The following is a 16,115-nucleotide window of genomic DNA, read 5'->3' as shown; positions in this document are numbered from 1 at the left end:
GTTGTTCTCGCGCCCGGCCCAGTCCTTGACAATCACTCGTCGACCTGCGGAACCTCGTCGCTCCCGGGCACCCGCCGGACCTCGATCTTGGACCCGGGGGTCGCCGGGACCCGCTTGGCCCACTCGACCGCCTCCTGCTGCGAGGCGACGTCGAGCAGGAAGAAGCCCCCGAACAGTTCCTTGGTCTCGCCGTACGGCCCGTCGGTGACCACCGGGGCCTCGCCGCTGAAGTCGACCACGACGCCTCGGGCCGGATCGTCCAGCCCTTCGGCCGCGAGGAGAACACCAGCCTTGATCATCTCCTCGATGAACCGACCGGTCGCGGCCATCGCCTCGTCGATCGACGCCATCATGGCCGCGTTCGACTCGTCGGTGCCCCGCATGATCAGCATGTACTTCGGCATCGCGTTCTCCTCATCCGGCGGGGCCGCCTCTCGACCCTCGCACCCACACGTCGAACGAGCGGCCCGCGGATCGACACACCCCCCGGAGAAACTCGCGCTGTGACGCAGCCGATCCGTCCTGCCCGAGATCTGGTTCGCACGGTCGGCGGGACCGGACGGCGTCCTTCGAGGCTTCTCAATGTGGCCGGCCGGCTCGCGGCCGCATCCCGATGCGAGGCTTGCCCAGGTGGTGGCTGGGGCGCGCGTGCCGGAAGGCGCCCAGCAGGGCGGTGACGCAAGCAGCCACCAGCAGGATCCTCACCACGTGGAACAGCACCGTGTCGCCCGTGGAGTGGGGCGGGAAGATGTCCTTCGCGAGCCAGCCGACGCCCATCCCCAGCCCCAGGCAGGTGTGCATCACGGCCCGCAGGCGCGGGAGGGGCTGCGGGCGGCCGAAGATCCGGGGCACCGCCGTGCCGCCACGGCTCCTGGCGAGCAGCACGGCGGCCATGGCCAGGTTGGCGGCGGCGGCGACGACGGCCAAGACCAGGTCCACGGGTCCCATGGGGCGACACGCTAGCGCACGGATGCCCGCGTTCAGCGAGGCCGCGCTCTGGTCGACGCGGAGCGCACCGCCTCCGCCGAGGCACACCACCGGCCGCTCGCGTTCCGTTCCGTCAGCCCAGCGGCACCTGCGCCGGCCGATCACCGGTTCCAGCGGCACGGACACCCTCGGGAGCGGTGATGACCCGGCTGGGCAGCACCGGCGCGTCCCGGCCCGTGCCCCGTCGGCCGTCGCGGTCAGAGGACTGCTCGTGGTAGTCCTGCTCCACGTTGACCGACCACACGTCGTGCGTACTGCCGGTGGCGATGTTCTCGGCGGTGAGCATCGCGGTGAGCATCGAGTGGTCCTGGTTGTTGTAGCGGTGCATGCCGTTGCGCCCCACCGGGTGCACGTTCGGCACGGCCTCGGTCAGCCAGGCCCGGATCACGTCCACGTTGTGCTGGTAGCGCTCGTCGTACACCGGGTAGGCCTTGGGCATGCGCACGACGTAGCCGGCCTCCACCACGCCGGGCCGGGCCAACCCCAACCGCTCCAGCTCCGCGGTAGCCAACGCCACGAGGTCGGCATCCGGGGTACGCCACATCTCGTCGTCCTCGAAGACGAAGTACTCCAGGCCCAGGCAGGTGCGCCCGTCCTTGACGAGGTACGGCGACCAGGAGCCGAAGTTCTGGATCCGGCCCACCCGTACCCCCGGGTCGTGCACGTAGATCCAGTTGTCCGGGAACGAGAATTCCGCCGGCACCACCAGGGCGACCGTCAGGAAGTCGCGGTAGCGCAGGTCGGCGGCGCAGGCCAGCACCTCCGGCGGCGCCGGAGGGCGTAGCGCGGCCACCAGCTCCGAGATCGGCATCGACGAGATCACGTGGTCCGCCGGTTCGGTACGCTGCCCGCCCGCGCCGTTGACCGTCACGCTGATCGCCCGCCGTTGTGCCGGGTCGCGGTGCACGGCCGTGACCCAGATGCCGGTCGACACCTGCCCGCCCCGCTGGCGCACCTGCTCGGCGCAGCGTTCCCACATCATCCCCGGCCCGTACTTCGGGTACTGGAACTGCTCGATCAGGCTGGTCACGTCCGTTCGCCGCCGCCGGGGCAGCACCGCGTTGCGGATCGCCTTGGCCAGCGACAGGTTCTTGATCCGCTGCGCGGCCCAGTCCGCCTGCAGCCGGTCCGCCGGCATTCCCCAGACCTTCTCGGTGTACGTCTTGAAGAAGATCGAGTAGAGCCGCCACCCGAACCGGGCCGACACCCAGCCTTCGAAGTGCGACTGGTCCTTGGGCGGGCGCAGCCGGGCGCGGGCGTACGAGCCGAGGCAGCGGGCGGCCTCCGGCAGCCCGAGGTTGCGCAGCGCGTTCACGGCGCTGAGCGGGTAGTTGAACAGCGCACCCCGGTAGAAGATCCGGCTCATCCGGGGCCGCGTCAGGAAGTCCTCGTCCGGCAGGATCTCGTGCCAGAACGCCTCCACCCGGGGCACCTTCGTGAAGAACCGGTGCCCACCGATGTCGAACCGCCACCCGTCGCGCTCCACGGTCCGGCTGATCCCGCCGACCACGTCGTCCGCCTCGAACACCCGGACCGGCCGACCGTGCCGCAGCAACTCGTACGCCGCCGTGAGCCCGGCCGGCCCCGCGCCGATGACCACCGTGCCGTGTTGCTCAGTCATGCTGCCGCGCTCCCTGCTCACCGTCATGGTTGAGGCGCGGCGCGTACCCGTTCTGCACCGAATGTCACCCTTGGTGATGGGTCGTTTCCGCTTCGGCGGGTCGCGCGGCGGCGTACAACGGGAGGGGCGACACCCTCCGCGCGGCGGGCGGGCCGGCGGACCGGGGGAGCGGGGCGGATGCACCGGTGGCGGAGCGGCGCGGCGGCGCTGGCCGCCCGGTTGACCCCGGCTGGCCAGGTCGCAGCGCGCGCGGCCCGTCGGGTGCCGACGCCCTGGCCGTACGTGATCGGCCTGTTCCTCGGCGCGAAGGTCCTGCTGACCCTGCTCGGGCTGCTGGTCCTGCACGCCTGGGACGGCATCCCCGGAGCGCCGCCGCCGGACGAGGCGTTGATGTGGGCGCAGCAGCGGGAGGTCTCCGGGCACCGGTGGATCTCCTTCTGGTTCGCCTGGGACGCGCTGCTCTACCTACGGCTGAGCGAGCTGCCCCTGACCGGGCCGTGGGGAGACTTCGGCTTCCCCCTGCTCTACCCGTTCCTGGCCCGACCGGTCGGCGCGCTGCTCGGTGGCGACAACGCGCTGGCCCTGCTGTTGATCAGCAACGTCGCGTTCCTGCTGGCACTCTGGTACGGCTACCGGCTGGCCGAGCTGCTGCTCGGCGGCGCGGACGCGGCTCGCCGCTTCACCCGGTACCTGGTGCTGCTGCCGACCGCGTTCCTCTTCCAGGCCGCGCTGACCGAGTCGCTCTTCGTCTGCCTCGCGTTGGCCGCGTTCTACCACGCCGAGCGGCGCCAGTGGCTGCTGGTCGGTGTGCTCGGTTACTTCCTGGCGATGAGCCGGTCGGTGGGCCTGCTCGTCGCGCTGCCGTTGGCCCTGGTGCTGCTCCGCCAACACGACTGGCGGCTCGGCCCGCGCGCCCTGCTCGGCTACCTGCGGACTGGCTGGCCGTTGCTGCTGCTGCCCGCCGGGTGGTTCACCTTCATGGCGTTCTGTCGGTGGCGCGGCGGGGACTGGTTCGCCTACCAGCACGCCCAGCAGACCGGTTGGGGGATCAGGGTGCAGAACCCGCTGCCGGTGCTGCTCAACGGGCTGGCCGGAGAGCCGCGCGACGCCGCCCGGGTCTGGTTCGCGGTGGCCGTGTTGGCCGTGCTGGTCGCCGGGTTCCGCCGCCGGGAGCTGGCCTACCTGATGTACGGCGTACTCATGGTGCTGGTGCCCCTCTCGATGGGCCCGGCGGTGTACAAGAGCCTGCTGCGCTACCTGCTCGCAGCCTTCCCGGTGGCCCTGGTGCTGGCCCGCTGGGCCCGTCGCGCCAGCGTCGACGTGTGGCTGACCGCGGCGCTCGCCGTGGTGCAGGGCGCGCTGTTCGTGCTCTGGCTCAGCTACTGGACCCACACGATCATCTGATTGACCCGGCCGCCGTCGGGGCGGGATGAGGCAAGGTTCGAGCCGTGGGTGCGGCCGGCCTGACGCGAGGGCGGCCTGCCCGGCGTGGGACGAGCGACGTGGCTGTGCGAGCCTGCTACCGACGTTCGACGCGCACTCGACTGGAGGCCCGGTGTTCGCCCTGCCGCTGACCGAGGAGGTCGAGTTGCGCCCGCTGGACCCGTGGCGGGCCGAGGAGTTCCTCGCCAACCTGGACCGGGCCCGGGAACACATCCAGCCCTGGGTGTCGCCGTCCTTCGTCGCCACCGACCTGCCGTCGGCCCGGGCGGTGTTGCAGCGGTACGCCGACCGGTGGGCCAGCGACACCGGTGGCATCTGGGGGCTGTGGTGGCGCGGCACGCTGGTCGGCGGCGTCATGTTCGTGTCGTTCGACGTCGCGCTGGGCGTCTGCGAGGTTGGTTGCTGGGTGGAGCCGTCGGCGCAGGGGCGCGGCATGGTCGCGCCTGCGGTCCGCCGGATCATCGACTGGGCGGTGCGCGAGCGCGGCATCCAGCGGGTGGAGTGGCGGACCAACGCCGAGAACGCCCGCAGCATCGCGCTCGCCCGCCGGCTCGGCCTGCGCCTCGACGGCACGCTCCGGCAGGTCTACCCGAGCCCGCACGGACGCATGGACCTCGAAATCTGGTCGGTGCTGGCCGACGAGTGGACTGCTCCGCCGGCTGGCCCGGAACCGACCGTCCACTGACGACAGCGGATTTCTGTCGTACCCCGGCGGCACCATGCATCCATGGCCGTCCCCGCGCTCACCCCTCATTCCAACCCGCCGCGTTCCGTGCCGCTGCGTGAGGCGCGCACCCGGTTCAGCCAGCTCGTCGCGCTGGCCGAGCTGACCGACGCGGTCACCGTCGTCACCCGCGACGGCGATCCCCGCCCGGTTGCCGCGATCGTCCCCGCCGCAGCCGCCCGCAGCGGTGCGCAGGCCCGCGCCGACGCCGACCGGCTCGCCACGGTCACCGCCGGTTGGGCCCGGCGCCTCGAAGAGCAGCACCGGCGCAGCAGTCAGCGGCACGCCGCCGAGCTGGGTGCGGTCCGCGCGGCGCTGGCCGAGGCGTGGGCCGAGCTGGATCGGCGGGTCATCCCGGGCAGCGACCCGACGCTGGCCCGGCTGCGCGCCGCGCACGCCGACCTGCTCGCCGGCTGACGTCACCCCGGGGATTAGCCCGTGGCCGGGTAGGCGTGCGTCTCGGCCGCCTTGACCGCCACCCAGACCCGTTGGCCGGCGATCAGCCGCAGCTGGGCGGCGGCGGCCGGCGTCACGTCGGCGGCCACTCCGATCGGCCCGTCGAGTTGCACCCGTACGTTGTCGCCGTGCCGCTGGACGCCGGCCACGGTGCCCGCCCAGGTATTGCGCGGGCTGCCCTCCGGTCGGGTCGGGTGCAGGGCCACCGCGGCCGGGCGGAATGCCACGAAGGCCTCGCCGTCGAGCCGGTCGGCGACCGTGAGGGTCAGCTCCGGCGCGACCCGTACCCCATGCCCTTCGGCCCGACCACGGTAGAGGTTGAGCCCGACGAGCCGGGCGACGTAGTCGGTGCGCGGGCGGGCGGTGACGCTCGGCCCGTCGCCCTCCTGCACGACCCGGCCGGCCTCGACGATGACCAGCCGGTCGGCCAGCGCCAGCGCGTCCAGCGGGTCATGGGTGACCAGCACCGTCGCGCCCGGGTGGGCGGACAGGTGGCGGTGCAGTTCGGCGCGGGTGTCCAGCCGGGTGCGGGCGTCCAGTGCCGCGAGCGGCTCGTCCAGCAGCAGCAGCGCAGGCGCGACGGCCAGCGCGCGGGCCAGCGCCACCCGCTGTGCCTGACCGCCGGAGAGCTGCCGGGGGCGGCGCTGCGCCTGCGCGTCAAGCCCCACTCGTTCGAGCCAGTCTCGGGCCGTGGCACGTGCGGCCCGCCGGTCGACGCCGTGCCGGCGCGGCCCGAAGGCCACGTTGTCCAGAGCGCTGAGATGCGGAAAGAGCAGATATTCCTGGAAGACCACGCCGATCGACCGGCGTTCGGTGGGCACCCAGCCTCGCGTCGCCGGGCGGTCCAGGTCGGTGCCGTCGAGAGTGACGTGCCCGTCGGTGAGTGGATGCAACCCGGCCAGCGCGCGCAGCGCGGTGGTCTTACCGGCGCCGTTCGGGCCGAGCAGCGCGACCACCTCGCCGGGCGCGACCCGCAGCGGCACGTCGAGCCGGAAGGCCCCCCGGTCGACGACCAGCCGGGCATCGAGCAGTGCACCGCTCATGCGCTGGTCATCCAGCGGTCCCGCAACGCGACCAGGATGCCCACCGAGACGACGAGCAGCACCAGGCTGAGCACGATCGCGGACTCCAGGTCGGTCTCCAACGCCAGGTAGACGGCGAGCGGCATGGTCTGCGTCCGGCCGGGATAGTTGCCGGCGAAGGTGATGGTGGCACCGAACTCGCCGAGCGCCCGCGCCCAGCACAGCACCGCGCCGGCGGCCAACCCGGGCGCCACCAGCGGCAGCGTGACATGGGTGAAGGTGGTCCATCGGCTGGCGCCCAGCGTCGCGGCGGCCTCCTCGTAGCGGTGGTCGGCGGCGCGTAACGCACCCTCCACGGCGATGACCAGGAACGGCATGGCCACGAACGACTCGGCCAACACGACACCCGCGGTGGTGAAGGGCAGGGTGATACCGAACGTGGCGTCCAGCCAGCCGCCGAGCAGCCCACGCCGGCCGAAGACCAGCAACAGCGCGACCCCGCCGACCACCGGCGGCAGCACCAGGGGCACGGTGACCAGCGCGCGTACCAGTCGGCGGCCGGGGAACTCAACCCGCGCCAGCACCCAGGCGAGCGGCACCCCGAGCAGCAGGCAGAGCACGGTGGCCAGGGTCGCCGTCTGCACCGAGAGCCGCAGAGCGGTGAGCGCGCCCGGCTCGGTGAGCCGCTCCGGCAGCGTCGCCCATGGCGCCCGGATGACCAGCCCGGCCAGTGGCAGGACGAGGAAGAGCAGCCCCAACCCGGCGGGGATCAGCAGCGCCGCCGGCACCCGCCCCCGCCGTCGCGGCGCGGCGCGGTCGAGGACCTGGCTCACGGAGCCTGGAAGCCGGCCTCGGCGAGGACCGCCTGCGCCGACGCCGACCGGACGTACGCGACGAAGGCCCGCGCGCCCGCCGGATTCGGCGCGTCCTTCAGCGCGACGATCGGGTAGTCGTTGATCGCTCGTGCCGACTCGGGAAACTCCACGCCGGTCACGTCGGCGCTCGCTGCCCGCGCGTCCGTGCGGTAGACCAGGGCCGCGTCGACCTCGCCGAGCTTCACCTTGGCCAGGGCGCCCTTGACGTCCTGCTCCAGCGTGACCGGTGTCAGCGCGACGCTGGCCGCGTCCAGCGCGGTGCGGGCCGCCGCTCCGCAGGGCACCTGGGTCGCGCAGAGCGCCACCTTCACACCCGGCCGGGTCAGGTCGGCCAACCCGGCCACCCCCTTCGGGTTGCCCCGAGGCACCGCGATCACCAACTGGTTGCGGGCGAAGGTGCTCGGTGTGCCGTCGGCATTGCCGGCCTCGGTGACCGTGGTCATGTTCGCCGGAGCGGCCGAGGCGAACACGTCCGCCGGCGCACCCTGGTTGATCTGGTTGGCGAGGGCGGAGCTGCCGGCGACGTTGAGGGTCACGGTGCTGCCCGGGTTGGCGGCCTCGAAGTCCTTCCCGAGCCGGGTGAACGACTCGGTCAGCGAGGCGGCCGCGAACACCGTCACCGCGCCGGTGACCCGGCCGTCGGCGACACCACCGGATGCCCGGTCGTCGCCCGCGCCGCAGCCCGCCACCGCCAGCCCGGCAACCGCCACCAGGGCAACCAGGGTCGTACGCAGTCTCGGCGTGCTCATCCGCCGGCCCTTCCTCTCGCTGCCGGGGGAGCGGCCCGCTCCACCACCACCGTGGTCGACTTGATCACCGCGACGGCCACCGACCCGACCCGCAGGTCGAGCTCATCGACCGCCTCCCGGCTCATCAGTGACACGACGCGGAACGGGCCGGCCTGGATGTCGACCTGTGCCATCACGGTGTCCTTGCGGACATCGACGACGATGCCGCGCAGCCGGTTGCGGGCCGACGAGAATTCGGCGCCCGCGTCCGGGTCGGCGGCCTGTGCGCGGGCGAACGCAGCCAGGTCGACGCCGTCGATGATCCGGTGGCCGTGCTCGTCGCGCCCGGCGGCCAGCCGCCCGGCGTCCACCCAGCGGCGAATCGTGTCGGCGCTGACACCGAGCAGGTCGGCCGCCTCACCGATCCGGAACGTCGTCACCGGCCCACCCTAGCGTCCGCATCTGCGAGCTGGAAAGCCCGGAAAGGATTGTGTCTGCGTACTCCTGTGGGTTTTTCCGGCCGTAGTTGCGCGACCATGCGCCGTCCTCTCAGGCGACGTGGTGGTCGTACGTCGCGCGGTTGGCGAGCACGTCGTCCATGTGCGTTTCGGCCCAGCCCTTCAAGCCGCGTATCACCTGATGCAGGGAGAGGCCGAGGTCGGTCAGCTCGTAGGTGACCGTGACGGGCACGGTCGGCACCACAGTGCGGGTGACCAGACCGTCGCGTTCCAGGGAGCGCAGCGTCTGAGTCAGCATCTTCTGGCTGACGCCGGCCAGCAGGCGCGACAGTTCCGAGTACCGCATCGACCGGGGCTCACCGGCGCAGTCGGCGCTGAACTGCTGCGAGCCGTCGGTGCGCAGCGCGGCCAGAACCAACGTGACCCACTTGTCCGCGATCCGGTCGAGCAGCTTGCGGCTGGGACATTGGGCCAGGAAAGCGTCATATTCCACCTTGGCCTGTGCCCTCTTCTGCGCCGCTGTCGTCGTTGCCATCGAACCGCTCCTCGGTGCGTTACGAACCTCTGGGTGCCTACTTCCCGTTATGAAGTTACCGCCTGATAGTGGAGCAGGTATCCGCGATACACCGGAACGCTCAGCGCGACACGAAAGTCAGAGGTATGAGCATGGCCTCCACTTCCCTTCCCGGCGGCACCAGGACGCTGGGAGATTTGACCGTCACCCGGTTCGGCTACGGCGCCATGCAGCTCGCCGGCCCCTGGGTCATGGGACCGCCGGCCGACCACGACGGCGCACTCGCCGTCCTCCGCGAGGCCGTCGAACTCGGCATCACCCACATCGACACCGCCGAGGCCTACGGGCCGCATGTCACCAACCAGCTGATCCGGGAAGCGCTGCACCCGTACCCCGACGCGCTGCACATCGTGACCAAGGTCGGCGCGAACCGCGACCAGCAGGGCGGCTGGCCCTCGGCCCGTGACCCGGAAAGCCTGCGCCGATCGGTGCACGAGAACCTCACGACCCTCGGTCTCGACGTGCTCGACCTGGTCAACCTCCGGCTCGGCGATGCCGAAGGACCCCAGCCCGGTTCGGTCGCCGAGGCGCTCGAGGCACTCGTCGAACTTCAGCAGCAGGGCCTGATCCGGCACCTCGGAGTGAGCAACGCGACGCCGGAACAGGTCGCCGAGGCGCAGACGATCGCGCCGATCGTGTGCGTGCAGAACATGTACAACCTCGCGCACCGCCAGGACGACGAGCTGATCGATGCCCTCGCCGACCAGGGCATCGCCTACGTGCCGTTCTTCCCACTCGGCGGCTTCAGCCCGCTGCAGTCCTCGGCGCTCTCGGCCGTGGCCGCCCGGCTGGAGGCAACACCGATGTCTGTCGCCCTGGCCTGGCTGCTGCGGCGCTCGCCGAACATCCTGCTGATCCCGGGCACCTCGTCCACGACACACCTGCGCGAGAACATCGCGGGCGCGGCGCTCTCCCTCTGCGACGACGACGTCGCCGAGCTGGACAAGATCGGCCGCTAGCCCCGAGGACGTCGAAGGTGACCTCGGGGCACCCTCGCCCGACCTGCCCGACCCTGAGGAACCGCCCGCGACCCGGACGGGTGACCTTGGGAGGTCAGGGCCGGCGGGGGTGGCCCTTGAGGTGCCGGCCCAGTTCGCGGGCGATCTCCCGGTTGGCGTCCCGCTCGGCCAACGTCTGCCGCTTGTCGTACGAGCGCTTGCCCTTGGCCAGGGCCAGCTCGACCTTGGCGTAGCCGTTCTCGAAGTACATCGACAGCGGGACCAGGGTCACCCCGCCCTCGCGGACCTTGTCCAGGATCCGGTCGATCTCGGCCCGATGCAGCAGCAGCTTGCGGTTGCGGCGGGGGGCGTGGTTGGTCCACGTGCCATAGGTGTACTCGGCGATGTGCAGGCCGTACAGCACGATCTCGCCGTCGCGCTCGTGCGCGAACGCGTCGACCAGCGAGGCCCGACCCTCGCGCAGCGACTTCACCTCGGTGCCGACCAGCACGATGCCCGCCTCGTAGGTGCGGAGCACGGTGTACTCGTGCCGGGCCTTCTTGTTGGAGGCGATCAGTCGGCGTTCGGGTTGCTGGGACCTGCTCACGCGGCGACGATATCCGGCCGCCGGGTCAGCCGGTGCGCCGCCGTCCGGCGCGCAACCGTTCGGCCAGGTCCCGCACGGCGCTCGCGAACTCCTCCTGCGACTCGCAGGGCAGGTGCGCCAGGATCGGGGGCGGCACGCTGTCGCTGGGCGGCGGCACCACGCCTTGCGGGTCCTTCAATCGGCGGTCCACCGACGCCGGCGGGCCGGTCGACGTCTCGGTGTCGCCCGGGCGGTGCGAGGCGAAGATCCAGCCGCCGATCGGGTCGGTGTCCCGCCACAGGTTCACCCAGCGCCAGCCGACCCGCTGACCGATCTCGTGCAGCGCCTCCTCGTCGACGTACGCGGGGAACAGGCGCGAGTACAACCGTTGCAGCGGGGACCCGTAGGTCAACAGGGCGACCCGGTCGGTGATCCGGGGCGGCAGTTGCAGCACCGTTGCGGCGAGCAGCACCGAGCCGTGGCTGTGCCCGGCCAGCAGCACCCCGTTGCCCTGATCCACGAGGTAGGTGATCCGTTTGGTCAGCTCCGGCACGGCCCGCTCGGCGTAGCAGGGCGGGGCGAAGGGGTGCGCCGCTCGGGGCCAGAAGGTTCCCAGGTCCCACAGCACGCCCACGTACCGGCGGAACGGCGCCGTCCGGTAGGCGAAGATGCCGCCGAGCACCAGGCCGACGATGATGGCGGCGATCGTGTAGCTGCCCAGCCCGATCAGGAAGTCGACCAGGTCGGCGGGCACCCCGATGAAGCGCTGGAGCACGTCGCCGGGATAGAGCTGGACCAGGCCCAGCACGCTGGTCGCCAGGCCCAGCGCGGCCAGGCAGGCGTAGACCAGGGTCAGCGGTTCCAGCCGCTCGGTGAACCGGGCTCGGGCCACCGCCTGCTCGACCTGCCGGAGCCGCTGGGCGGCCTCCGGCGGCGCAACCGGGAAGTCGGCTGCCACGATGGCGGCCGCCGCCCGTCGCCGGCGTCGCCGGGTCAGCACGGTGATCACGCCCGCGAGCAGCAACGCGCTCATCACCGCCAGGAAAAACCCGAAGATCGCCCATTTGTACGCCAGTGGCGGGCTGGTCTCCAGTGAGTCCGCGGTGTCCCCGTCGCGGTCCAGCAGGTCCGACACCCGATAGACCAACTCTGCGGAGAACGCCACGGCGAACCCGGCGGCGATCGTCACGAAGACCGGCGCGCCCAGTGCGCGCAGCGGCCCACTCCGGGGCGTACCCTTCCGCTGCCGTCCGCCCCGGCACCAGAGGACCACGGCGGCGAGGATGGCCACCAGCACGGTCTGACTGACGAACAGCCAGGCCATGATCGCGCCGTACCCGGGCAGCGAACCGCCCTGCGGCCACGGTGCCGGGCTCCTCATGACGTGCACGATCACCAGGATCGTCAGACCGCAGGTGACCGTGCGCAGTGCACGGATGAACCCGTCCACCCGGCGTTCCCGACCGAGCCGGTCGATGACCCGCACGGAGGTGAGCAGCGCCAGGCAGGTGAGCAGCACCGCCCCGCAGGCCACCACCAGCGCCACCATCACCGGCGAGGAGTGCTGACTTGCCCGGGCGGCCAGCAGACTGCCGTCCAGGGTGGCGAACGAGGCCGCCACGTGCACCGAGCGCAGCCGGCCGACCAGCGGCGCGGCGTCCCACTGACCGACGCCGCTCAACCGGTGCGCCGAGGTCTGCTCCACCGGGGTTCGGAAGGCGTCGAACGGGTGGCCCTGGCGCGAACCCAGCCACCAGACGATCCCGATGGCGGCGACCGGCACCACCGACAGCACGCCCAGGCGCAGCCCCGGCGAGCGCCCGCCGAGCCAGGACAGCCAGCTCCGCCCGGCCATGCAGGACGGGGTGCCCATACAGCGCCAGGCAACCAGGTCCAGCGCCACCCCGACGATGGACAGGACGTAGAGCATCGTGAGGGTGAGCGCGAGCACCCGGCACAGCGCGAGGACGACGTGCTTCGAGCCGGGGTTTCCCGGGCGCATCCAGAGCGCCACGTTGCAGAGCATGAACGGCAGCAGAAACACCAACGACAGGGTCCGCACGGCCGTGCCGGACGGCAGGTCACTCCAGCGGTACGCCTCCAGCGTCACCCCGCCCGGCCCGGTGGCGCCCGGATAGCCGGCGCGCGGACGGTAGAAACCGCCGTTGCGGTCCCCGGCGACCTGCTGCAGGTGCGGCCGGTTCAGCACCTGGTCGGCGCCCGCCCTGGAAACGCCGTGCACACGCAACTCCACGACCTGGCCCGACGTCGTCGGTTCGGTCGGCGACGCGTCCGCCATGGGCCCCCCGAGGTGTGCGCGGCATCCGGGCGGGTCGTCGGTGTGCGACCGCCCGCGCGGCTCACCGGCTTACCCATCCCGGGCCTGGTCAACCGCGCTTCGCGGCCTGGGCGGTGGTGCGGTCGCCCCCTGGCGGGTGGTTTCATGGGCGACATGGCGAACCCGGTGATCCTGACCGTCGACGACGACCCCGTGGTGTCGCGGGCGGTGGCTCGGGACATCCGGCGCCGCTACGGCGACCGGTACAGGGTGCTGCGTGCCTCCTCCGGGCCGGAGGCGCTGGACGCGCTACGGGAGGTCAAGCTGCGCGGCGAGCAGGTGGCGCTGCTGCTGGCTGATCACCGGATGCCGGAGATGACCGGCGTCGAGTTCCTCGAGGCCGCGATGGACATCTTCCCGGCCGCCCGCCGGGTGCTGCTCACCGCGTACGCGGACACCGACGCCGCGATCGAGGCGATCAACGTGGTCGACCTGGACCACTACCTGCTCAAGCCCTGGCATCCGCCGGAGGAGAAGCTGTATCCCGTGGTCGACGGGTTGCTGGAGGCGTGGGCGGTCACCCCGGACGCGGCGAGCGCCGAGATCCGGGTCGTCGGGCACCGCTGGTCGGCACCGTCGTTCAAGGTCCGCGACTTCCTGGCCCGCAACCTGGTGCCGTACCGCTGGCTGTTGTCCGACGACCCGGAGGGCGTCCGGCTGCTCGACGCGGCCGGGGCCACCGAGGCGGATGTGCCGCTGGTGGTGACCTCCGAGGGCAAGGCGTTGATCGCCCCGAGCGAGGCCGAGTTGGCCGCGCTGGCCGGGTTGACCGTGGTGCCCGCGTCCGACTTCTACGACCTGGTCGTGATCGGCGGTGGTCCCGCCGGCCTCGGCTCGGCGGTCTACGGCGCGTCGGAAGGGCTGCGCACCGTGCTGGTCGAGCGACGGGCGACCGGCGGGCAGGCCGGGCAGAGCAGCCGCATCGAGAACTACCTGGGCTTCCCGGACGGCGTCTCCGGGGCGCAGTTGACCGATCGGGCCCGGCGGCAGGCGGTCAAGTTCGGCGCCGAGTTGCTCAGCGCCCGGGAGGTGGTCGGTCTGAGCGAGGCCGGCGGTGCCCGGTTGCTGCGCTTCGGCGACGGCTCCGAGATCGCGGCGCACACGGTGGTGCTGGCCACCGGGGTGTCGTACCGGGTTCTCGACGCCCCCGGACTGGCCGACTTCACCGGCCGGGGGGTGTTCTACGGTGCGGCCGCCACCGAGGCGCCGAGCTGCGTCGAGCAGGACGTCTACATCGTCGGCGGGGCCAACTCCGCCGGCCAGGCGGCAGTGCACTTCTCCCGGTACGCGTCGAGGGTGCACCTGCTGATCCGAGGCGCGGACCTGACCGCCTCGATGTCGCGTTACCTGATCGACCAGCTGGAACGCATCGACCGCATCACCGTGCACCCGCACACCGCCGTGGTCGGCGGGGCGGGGGAGGACCACCTGGAACGGCTCACCCTCTGCGACACCCGCACCGGGGAGGCCCGCTCGGTCGACACCTCCTGGCTGTTCATTTTCATCGGCGCGGAGCCCCGCACCGACTGGCTGGACGGGGTGCTGGTCCGCGACGGGCGCGGCTTCATCGTCACCGGCCCGGATCTGCTCGCCGGGGGGCGGCGGCCGGCCGGTTGGTCGCTGTCGCGCGACCCGTACCACCTGGAGACCAGCGTGCCGGGGGTGTTCGCCGCCGGGGACGTGCGGTCCGAGTCGGTCAAGCGGGTCGCCTCGGCCGTCGGCGAAGGTGCGATGGCCGTTTCGCTCGTGCACCGCTACCTGGAGGCCCAGTGAGCGCGAGGAGTGAGCCGGGTTTGCGAGCCCCGCAGTCGCGAACGAAGGAGGCCCAGTGAGCGCGAGGAGTGAGCCGGGTTTGCGAGCCCCGCAGTCGCGAATGAAGGAGGCCCAGTGAGCATCGAGTCTGACCGGCTGACACCCGCGCAGCTGCGCACCCTGTTCCTGTTCGAGTCCCTCGACGACGGGCAGCTCGACTGGCTGGCCGAGCATGGCCGGGTCGAGCAGCGCGCCGGGGGCACCCTCGTGTACGGCGAGGGCGAGCCCGCGACCTGCTTCTTCGTGCTGGTGCGTGGTGCGGTGGCGTTGAGCCGGCAGGTGCACGGCGACGAGGTCGAGGTCAGCCGGACCGACCAGCGCGGGGTGTACGGCGGGGCTGTTCAGGCGTACCTCGGTGACCAGGTCGAGCAGGTCTACCGCAACAGTCTGCGGGCGGTGACCGACGCGGACTTCTTCGTGCTGCCGGCGGAGGACTTCGCGCATGCCCTGCGGTCGTGGTTCCCGATGCCCACGCACCTGCTGGAGGGGCTGTTCTTCGGGATGCGGGCCTCCCAGACCATCGTCGGCGAACGGGAGCGGCTGTTGGCCCTCGGCTCGCTCTCGGCGGGTCTGACCCACGAGCTGAACAACCCGGCCGCGGCGGCGGTGCGGGCCACGTCGGTGCTGCGCAACCGTGTCGCCGGGATGCGGCACAAGCTCGCCATGATCGCCGACGGTCGGCTCGACGGCACCGCCCTGCACGGTCTCGTCGCGTTGCAGGAGGAGGCGGTCGCCCGGGTCGCCACCGCGCCGAAGTTGACCCCGATGGCCACCGCCGACGCCGAGGACACCCTCACCGACTGGCTGGAGGAGCACGGGGTCGGCAATGCCTGGGATCTGGCGCCGATTCTTGTCGGTGGCGGGCTCGACGCGGCCTGGCTGGCGCAGGTGAAGGCGGCGGTCGGCGCCGCGGACCTGGAGGCAGCGGTGCGCTGGCTCACCTACACCGTCGACACCGAGTTGCTGATGCGCGAGATCGGCGATGCTGTCACTCGGATCTCCGGCCTGGTGGGCGCCGCGAAGCAGTACTCGCAGCTGGACCGCGCGCCGCACCGGGTGGTGGACGTGCACGACCTGCTCGACGCCACACTGGTCATGTTCAAGGGGAAGATCCCCGCCGAGGTCAAGCTGGTCCGCGAGTACGACCGCAACCTCCCATCGGTCCCGGCGTACGCGGCCGAACTGAACCAGGTGTGGACCAACCTGATCGACAACGCGTTGGGCGCGATGGGGGAGAAGGGTGTCCTGACCGTCCGCACCGGACGTATCGGTGACCTGCTGACGGTGGAGATCACCGACACCGGTCCCGGCATCCCACCCGAGGTGCGCCCGCGCATCTTCGAGCCGTTCTTCACCACCAAGCCGGTCGGTGCGGGCACCGGGCTGGGGTTGGACATCTCGTACCGGATCGTGGTCAACAAGCACCACGGCGACATCCGGGTGGAGACCGAGCCCGGCCGGACCACCTTCCGGGTGCTGCTGCCGATCACGGAGGGCGCGCCGACGACGTCCTGATGCTCCAGACGACGCGCCGACTACCTGGAGACATCAGG

General features: G+C 71.9%; 16 protein-coding genes. 6 read left to right on the top strand and 10 right to left on the bottom strand.

Features of this window, described 5'->3' with window-relative positions:
* Positions 1-32: 32 nt before the first annotated feature.
* The 3 genes from PCA76_RS18250 to PCA76_RS18240 form a co-directional block, all read right to left on the bottom strand.
* Positions 33-404 carry a YciI family protein gene (locus tag PCA76_RS18250; RefSeq protein WP_272611642.1) on the bottom strand — a complete coding sequence of 124 codons (372 nt, stop codon included), beginning with the start codon at positions 402-404 and terminating at the stop codon, positions 33-35.
* 175 nt (positions 405-579) lie between these two features.
* Positions 580-948, bottom strand: coding sequence for a hypothetical protein (locus PCA76_RS18245; protein ID WP_272611641.1), 369 nt, complete (start codon positions 946-948; stop codon positions 580-582).
* Between the two features lie 112 nt (positions 949-1,060).
* The gene (locus PCA76_RS18240) at positions 1,061-2,608 is read right to left on the bottom strand and encodes an NAD(P)/FAD-dependent oxidoreductase (RefSeq protein WP_272611640.1); all 1,548 of its coding nucleotides are present in this window, start codon (positions 2,606-2,608) and stop codon (positions 1,061-1,063) included.
* A gap of 177 nt (positions 2,609-2,785) precedes the next feature.
* Here PCA76_RS18240 and PCA76_RS18235 point away from each other — a divergent pair, with 177 nt between their 5' ends.
* The 3 genes from PCA76_RS18235 (at position 2,786) to PCA76_RS18225 (ending at position 5,192) form a co-directional block, all read left to right on the top strand.
* The gene (locus tag PCA76_RS18235; RefSeq protein WP_272611639.1) at positions 2,786-4,012 is read left to right on the top strand and encodes a hypothetical protein; all 1,227 of its coding nucleotides are present in this window, start codon (positions 2,786-2,788) and stop codon (positions 4,010-4,012) included.
* Between the two features lie 151 nt (positions 4,013-4,163).
* Positions 4,164-4,736 (top strand): GNAT family N-acetyltransferase, encoded by a 573-nt coding sequence (locus PCA76_RS18230; RefSeq protein WP_272611638.1) that lies wholly within the window; start codon positions 4,164-4,166, stop codon positions 4,734-4,736.
* A gap of 42 nt (positions 4,737-4,778) precedes the next feature.
* Positions 4,779-5,192, top strand: coding sequence for a type II toxin-antitoxin system Phd/YefM family antitoxin (locus PCA76_RS18225; RefSeq protein WP_272611637.1), 414 nt, complete (start codon positions 4,779-4,781; stop codon positions 5,190-5,192).
* A gap of 14 nt (positions 5,193-5,206) precedes the next feature.
* Here PCA76_RS18225 and PCA76_RS18220 read toward each other — a convergent pair whose 3' ends face one another.
* From PCA76_RS18220 to PCA76_RS18200, 5 genes are all read right to left on the bottom strand, one after another.
* Complete coding sequence (locus PCA76_RS18220) at positions 5,207-6,274, bottom strand: ABC transporter ATP-binding protein (RefSeq protein ID WP_272611636.1); 1,068 nt, start codon at positions 6,272-6,274, stop codon at positions 5,207-5,209.
* Positions 6,271-7,086 carry an ABC transporter permease gene (locus PCA76_RS18215; protein WP_272611635.1) on the bottom strand — a complete coding sequence of 272 codons (816 nt, stop codon included), beginning with the start codon at positions 7,084-7,086 and terminating at the stop codon, positions 6,271-6,273. Before PCA76_RS18215 ends, PCA76_RS18220 begins: the two co-directional genes overlap by 4 nt.
* Positions 7,083-7,877 (bottom strand): molybdate ABC transporter substrate-binding protein, encoded by a 795-nt coding sequence (gene modA / locus PCA76_RS18210; RefSeq protein WP_272611634.1) that lies wholly within the window; start codon positions 7,875-7,877, stop codon positions 7,083-7,085. The genes PCA76_RS18215 and modA overlap by 4 nt, the downstream gene beginning before the upstream one ends.
* Positions 7,874-8,296 (bottom strand): TOBE domain-containing protein, encoded by a 423-nt coding sequence (locus tag PCA76_RS18205; protein ID WP_272611633.1) that lies wholly within the window; start codon positions 8,294-8,296, stop codon positions 7,874-7,876. The genes modA and PCA76_RS18205 overlap by 4 nt, the downstream gene beginning before the upstream one ends.
* 109 nt (positions 8,297-8,405) lie before the next feature.
* Entirely contained in the window at positions 8,406-8,849 is a 444-nt protein-coding gene (locus PCA76_RS18200) for a winged helix-turn-helix transcriptional regulator (protein ID WP_272611632.1), read from the bottom strand.
* 131 nt (positions 8,850-8,980) lie between these two features.
* On the opposite strand from PCA76_RS18200, the gene PCA76_RS18195 reads away from it, so the two are divergent.
* Entirely contained in the window at positions 8,981-9,847 is an 867-nt protein-coding gene (locus tag PCA76_RS18195; protein ID WP_272611631.1) for an aldo/keto reductase family oxidoreductase, read from the top strand.
* A 94-nt stretch (positions 9,848-9,941) separates the two neighbouring features.
* Here PCA76_RS18195 and smpB read toward each other — a convergent pair whose 3' ends face one another.
* Complete coding sequence (smpB, locus tag PCA76_RS18190) at positions 9,942-10,433, bottom strand: SsrA-binding protein SmpB (protein ID WP_272611630.1); 492 nt, start codon at positions 10,431-10,433, stop codon at positions 9,942-9,944.
* A gap of 25 nt (positions 10,434-10,458) precedes the next feature.
* Positions 10,459-12,711 carry a hypothetical protein gene (locus tag PCA76_RS18185; RefSeq protein WP_272611629.1) on the bottom strand — a complete coding sequence of 751 codons (2,253 nt, stop codon included), beginning with the start codon at positions 12,709-12,711 and terminating at the stop codon, positions 10,459-10,461.
* A 144-nt stretch (positions 12,712-12,855) separates the two neighbouring features.
* Here PCA76_RS18185 and PCA76_RS18180 point away from each other — a divergent pair, with 144 nt between their 5' ends.
* Together PCA76_RS18180 and PCA76_RS18175 are read left to right on the top strand one after the other, a co-directional pair.
* Positions 12,856-14,523, top strand: a complete 1,668-nt coding sequence (locus PCA76_RS18180; RefSeq protein ID WP_272611628.1) for an FAD-dependent oxidoreductase — start codon at positions 12,856-12,858, stop codon at positions 14,521-14,523.
* A gap of 114 nt (positions 14,524-14,637) precedes the next feature.
* Positions 14,638-16,077 (top strand): ATP-binding protein, encoded by a 1,440-nt coding sequence (locus PCA76_RS18175; RefSeq protein WP_272611627.1) that lies wholly within the window; start codon positions 14,638-14,640, stop codon positions 16,075-16,077.
* Positions 16,078-16,115 lie beyond the last annotated feature (38 nt).

Source organism: Micromonospora sp. LH3U1 (assembly GCF_028475105.1).
Classification (GTDB): Bacteria; Actinomycetota; Actinomycetes; order Mycobacteriales; family Micromonosporaceae; genus Micromonospora.
Note: the sequence above shows the minus strand (reverse complement) of the source record. Positions and strands in the feature narration are given on the sequence as shown.

Excerpts from the sequence above, each read along its gene's own strand:
- PCA76_RS18245 (WP_272611641.1), bottom strand. The coding sequence starts at position 948 with ATGGGACCCGTGGACCTGGTCTTGGCCGTCGTCGCCGCCGCCGCCAAC.
- PCA76_RS18195 (WP_272611631.1), top strand. The coding sequence starts at position 8,981 with ATGGCCTCCACTTCCCTTCCCGGCGGCACCAGGACGCTGGGAGATTTG.
- PCA76_RS18225 (WP_272611637.1), top strand. The coding sequence starts at position 4,779 with ATGGCCGTCCCCGCGCTCACCCCTCATTCCAACCCGCCGCGTTCCGTG.
- modA (WP_272611634.1), bottom strand. The coding sequence starts at position 7,877 with ATGAGCACGCCGAGACTGCGTACGACCCTGGTTGCCCTGGTGGCGGTT.
- PCA76_RS18200 (WP_272611632.1), bottom strand. The coding sequence starts at position 8,849 with ATGGCAACGACGACAGCGGCGCAGAAGAGGGCACAGGCCAAGGTGGAA.
- PCA76_RS18220 (WP_272611636.1), bottom strand. The coding sequence starts at position 6,274 with ATGAGCGGTGCACTGCTCGATGCCCGGCTGGTCGTCGACCGGGGGGCC.
- PCA76_RS18235 (WP_272611639.1), top strand. The coding sequence starts at position 2,786 with ATGCACCGGTGGCGGAGCGGCGCGGCGGCGCTGGCCGCCCGGTTGACC.
- PCA76_RS18180 (WP_272611628.1), top strand. The coding sequence starts at position 12,856 with ATGGGCGACATGGCGAACCCGGTGATCCTGACCGTCGACGACGACCCC.
- PCA76_RS18240 (WP_272611640.1), bottom strand. The coding sequence starts at position 2,608 with ATGACTGAGCAACACGGCACGGTGGTCATCGGCGCGGGGCCGGCCGGG.
- PCA76_RS18250 (WP_272611642.1), bottom strand. The coding sequence starts at position 404 with ATGCCGAAGTACATGCTGATCATGCGGGGCACCGACGAGTCGAACGCG.
- PCA76_RS18185 (WP_272611629.1), bottom strand. The coding sequence starts at position 12,711 with ATGGCGGACGCGTCGCCGACCGAACCGACGACGTCGGGCCAGGTCGTG.